The sequence below is a fragment of the Hymenobacter agri genome (genome assembly GCF_054778495.1).
Window position 1 is genome coordinate 1 of the sequence record NZ_BAAGZM010000378.1, and the last position, 4,201, is coordinate 4,201.

The window sequence follows — 4,201 nt, forward strand, 5'->3', positions numbered from 1 at the left end:
GTGCCGTTTTTAATCAGCCGCAGTTCCATGTCGGCCCATTTGTGCGCGGCATCGGCCGGGTATGTGGCCGCCGTGGGCGAGGCCGGAGCGGCCAGCTCCGCATCCTGGCTACAACCGGTGGCGAAAAGGGTGGCCGCCAGCAACCCTGCGCCCACCAGCGGGCGTAGATAATAGGCCGGCCGCGCCCAAGGCGCCGGCCAGGATAAAAAAGTTGTCATGAAGTTGCAGAAAAAGGTGGAAAATTAGGCTAAAGCAAATATAGCTGAAGCTTTGCACAAATTCTCTTTTGCGCAATTGCCCCCTTTCTCTGCGGCTTCGATATCGCAGCTATTGCTGGATATTATTCTGGCGGTTGGCCTGGTCTTCGGCGCTGCGTTCGCGCATGGCCACAAACAGGGCGATAAATACCGACACAAACGGCAGCACCATCCCCAACCCAAACCAGCGCCAGAACGAGCGGCCATAGTTGTAGGCGATATAGCCCGTGATGGGCGCAAAGACGAGCAGGGAAACTCCAAAAATCAGCAGCAGGCGAAGCAGAAACACGGAAATAAGCGTTAGGATAAAGAAAACGATAAGCTACCGCACCTTGCCGCGCTTCACCAGGTAGGCGTACAGCACTTTCTCGAACGGCTCGCGCACATCTACCGGCACGAAGTCGATGCGCAGCTGGCCGCAGCGTTGGGCTAGCTCCTGCTCGTAGGCCAGCATTGCCGCCCGGTACTGGTCCTTTATCTGGGAAGGCTGTAGCTTGATTTCGAGGCCGGTTTCCACGTCTTCGAAAATGTAGGGCCGCTCGCTGAACTCAAAATCGGTTTCGGTAGCCCGGTCGAGCACGTGGAAGAGCAGCACTTCGTGGTGCTGGTGCTTGAGGTGCTGCAAGGCCGCCAAGGCGGCGTCCTGCTCGGCGGCGCCGCGCCCTAGCATGTCCGAGAACACGATGACGAGTGAGCGTTTAGGAATCTGCTGGGCGATGGCGTGGATAGTGCCGGCCACGTCGGTCCCCCGGCCCGATTTGGGCGCGGGCGGCCGTTCCAGCAGCTGCTGCAGGGCCAGTAGCAGCGTGTGGCGGTGGGTGCTGGTGGAGCGCACCGGGGTTTGCAGCTCAATGGTATCGGCGAAGGTGACGAGGCCCACTGCGTCGCGCTGCCGGGTGAGCAGCGTGGTGAGAGCCGCAGCGGCCAGAATGCTGAATTTCAGCTTGTCGTGGTTCGGCGCGGGGTAGTACATGCTCGGGCTCACGTCGAGCAGCAGGTGGGCGCGCAGGTTGGTTTCCTCCTCGTAGCGCTTCACAAACAGCTTGTCGGTGCGGGCAAACACCTTCCAGTCGATGTGGCGCGTGCTTTCGCCGGGGTTGTAGAGGCGGTGCTCCGAAAACTCCACCGAAAAGCCATGGTAGGGCGACTGGTGCAGCCCGGTGATAAACCCATCGACCAGCTGGCGGGCCAGAAACTCAAGGTTCTCGAAGGAGCGGATGGAAGCGAGGTCGAGAGGCATGGGGTGGACGTTTGTTGTCGTAAAGAACGGCATTTCGGGCGCAGCCGGAGAATCTCACCCCCGGCTCCTCTTCCCAGAAAAGGGAAGCCTGACGATTGAAGGCGGAAATCCGAGTTTGCGCCGCCGTGGCTCCCCTCTCCCGAGGAGAGGGGCCGGGGGTGAGGTTCCCCGGCTGCGCGTTTCTGCCTCAACAGCCACGCTCGCCCCTGCGTTTATCTTTGGTTCATCTTTCGTAAGTTAGGCCTTTCAACTAAACGAGAAACCTATTTCCCACCCATACCCCCAACCCATTCCCGTGGACGACCGTCACGACCAGGAAGAGATTTATTCCCAACGCATTAAAGCCGGCAAGCGCACGTACTTCTTCGACGTGAAAGCCACCCGCGGCCAGGATTACTACCTGACCATCACCGAAAGCAAGCGCCGCCAGCACGGCGACGACTCGGTTTCGTACGAAAAACACAAAATTTTTCTCTACAAGGAGGATTTCATGAAGTTCGTGGACGCCCTGCAGGACGCCGTGGACTACGTGCGTGAGGAGTTGCTGACCCCCGAAGAAGTGGCCGAGCTCGACCGCCCGCGCGACTTTGACGACCGTGACCAGCCCCGCCGCGAGGCCGAACGCCCCGCCTACGACCCCAATCGGAGCGACGACAACTACTAAAGGAGTGCATTTGGCCCGGCGGCCAAGCAAGAACGTCATGCTGACCGCAGCCGAAGCATCTCACGTGCAATAGTATCTCAATTGTTCAAAGACATTGATTACTACCACACGCGAGATGCTTCGGCTGCGCTCAGCATGACGTTCTTTTTAGCTAATGCCATTGCCGCAGGCCGTACCTTTGCGGCCGAATTGCCCGCAATTCAACACTCAACACTCAACACTCAACCCTACTTAAATGGGCCTCCGCTGCGGTATCGTCGGCTTGCCGAACGTCGGTAAATCCACTCTGTTCAACGCGTTATCGAACGCCAAGGCCGAATCGGCCAACTACCCGTTCTGCACCATCGAGCCCAACGTGGGCGTCATCACCGTGCCCGACGAGCGGCTGCAGATTCTGGAAGCCCTCGTGAACCCCAAGCGTGTGCTGCCCACCATCATCGAGTTTGTCGACATCGCCGGCCTCGTGAAGGGCGCCAGCAAGGGCGAGGGCTTGGGCAATAAATTCCTGGCCAATATCCGCGAGGTGGATGCCATCATTCACGTGGTGCGCTGCTTCGACGACCCCAACATCGTGCACGTAGCCGGCGGCGTCGACCCCGTTTTCGATAAGGATGTAATCGACACCGAGCTGCAACTCAAGGACCTGGAAAGCGTCGAGAAGAAGCTGCAGAAGTCGGAGCGCAGCGCTAAGGCCGGCGACGCCGTGGCCAAGAAGGAAGTGGTGTCGCTGCAGAAATTTAAAGCCGCCCTCGAAGCCGGTCAGAATGCCCGCGCCGTAGACGCCTCGGCCGACGACCTCGAAGCCATTGCCGACCTGCAGCTGCTCACCGTGAAGCCCGTGATTTATGTGGCCAACGTGGACGAGGCCAGCATCGCCAGCAACGGCAACAACCACGTAACCGCCCTGCGCGAGCACGTGAAAGCCGAAGGCGCCCAAGTGGTCCTGGTATCGGCCGCCATCGAAGCCCAGATTGCCGAGATGGAAGACCCCGAGGAAAAAGCCATGTTCCTGGGCGAGTACGGCCTCACCGAGTCGGGCCTGAACAAGCTCATCCGGGCCAGCTACGAACTGCTGAACCTGATTACCTACTTCACGGCCGGCGTGCAGGAAGTGCGCGCCTGGACCATCCACCGCGGCGACAAAGCGCCCGCCGCGGCCGGCGTCATCCACTCCGATTTCGAGAAGGGCTTCATCCGCGCCGAGGTCATCAAGCTGCCCGATTATCAGGAGTACAAGACCGAGGTGAAAATCAAGGAAGCCGGCAAAATGGCCGTCGAAGGCAAGGACTACGTGGTGCAGGACGGCGACATCATGCACTTCCGCTTCAACGTCTGAGAATCTTCAATTGAATTTAATAAAAAAGGCAGCCCCGTGCAGGAGCTGCCTTTTTTATTCGTAGAATTTCCGCATCCGCCTTATCGTCGTGAGCACCACCCAATCGCCAAAGCGAGGGAGCGTGTTGTGTACTAAGACGATGATGCGACCAAGAAATGAAATAACCGTGCGCCGCTTGCGCTTCCGGATATGGCGCACGATGATGGTGGCCACTTCGGCTTGCGATTTTTGCCAGCGGGGCGGACGGTGCGCAATGGGCACGGGCTGGCCGGCGGCATCGAGCACGCGCTTTTCGGGGTCGTTCTGGGTGAAGCCGATGTGCACCACGCCGAAGTGCAGGCCGGTATCGGCCAGCTCCAGGCGCAGGGTGTGGGCCAGGTTGGAGATGGCCGCCTTGCCGGCGCAGTAGGCCGAGCCGCTGGGCATGCCATTGAGCGCCGAAATGCTGGAAATGAACGTGACGCTGCCCCGGCTGGCCCGCAGGTGCGGCAGCGCGGCCATGAGTGGATACACCGAGCCGTACACGTTGCTGTCGAGCACGCGGGCGAATACCTCGGGCTGCATGTCGGCAAAGTAGGCGCGCTGCGAGATGCTGGCGTTGGTGACGAGGATGTCGAGCCGGCCGAAGTGGGAGAGGGCCGTGGCCACGAGGCGCTCGCAGTCGGCGTAGTCGGTCACGTCGGCCACGCAGGCGGCCACGGCGT

Annotated in this window: 6 protein-coding genes; 2 read left to right on the plus strand and 4 right to left on the minus strand. The window is 60.2% G+C overall.

The features are described 5' to 3' along the window. From ACYVDE_RS16005 to ACYVDE_RS16015, 3 genes are all read right to left on the minus strand, one after another. Positions 1 to 218, minus strand: a 218-nt coding sequence (locus ACYVDE_RS16005; protein ID WP_460502549.1) for a hypothetical protein, incomplete at its 3' end; no start/stop codon positions are given. A gap of 109 nt (positions 219 to 327) precedes the next feature. Beyond that, positions 328 to 546 (minus strand): hypothetical protein, encoded by a 219-nt coding sequence (locus ACYVDE_RS16010; RefSeq protein ID WP_460502550.1) that lies wholly within the window; start codon positions 544 to 546, stop codon positions 328 to 330. 33 nt (positions 547 to 579) lie between these two features. Beyond that, the gene (locus tag ACYVDE_RS16015; RefSeq protein ID WP_460502551.1) at positions 580 to 1,497 is read right to left on the minus strand and encodes a DUF58 domain-containing protein; all 918 of its coding nucleotides are present in this window, start codon (positions 1,495 to 1,497) and stop codon (positions 580 to 582) included. A 295-nt stretch (positions 1,498 to 1,792) separates the two neighbouring features. Between ACYVDE_RS16015 and ACYVDE_RS16020 the strand changes: the two genes are divergently transcribed. Further along, a complete protein-coding gene (locus ACYVDE_RS16020; protein ID WP_460502552.1) occupies positions 1,793 to 2,161 on the plus strand; it encodes a DUF3276 family protein in 369 nt (122 codons plus the stop codon). Between the two features lie 235 nt (positions 2,162 to 2,396). Then, positions 2,397 to 3,497 carry a redox-regulated ATPase YchF gene (gene ychF / locus ACYVDE_RS16025; RefSeq protein WP_460502553.1) on the plus strand — a complete coding sequence of 367 codons (1,101 nt, stop codon included), beginning with the start codon at positions 2,397 to 2,399 and terminating at the stop codon, positions 3,495 to 3,497. Between the two features lie 54 nt (positions 3,498 to 3,551). On the opposite strand, the gene ACYVDE_RS16030 is transcribed toward ychF, so the two are convergent. Continuing rightward, the coding region (locus ACYVDE_RS16030; RefSeq protein ID WP_460502554.1) for an SDR family NAD(P)-dependent oxidoreductase at positions 3,552 to 4,201 on the minus strand (650 nt) is incomplete at its 5' end.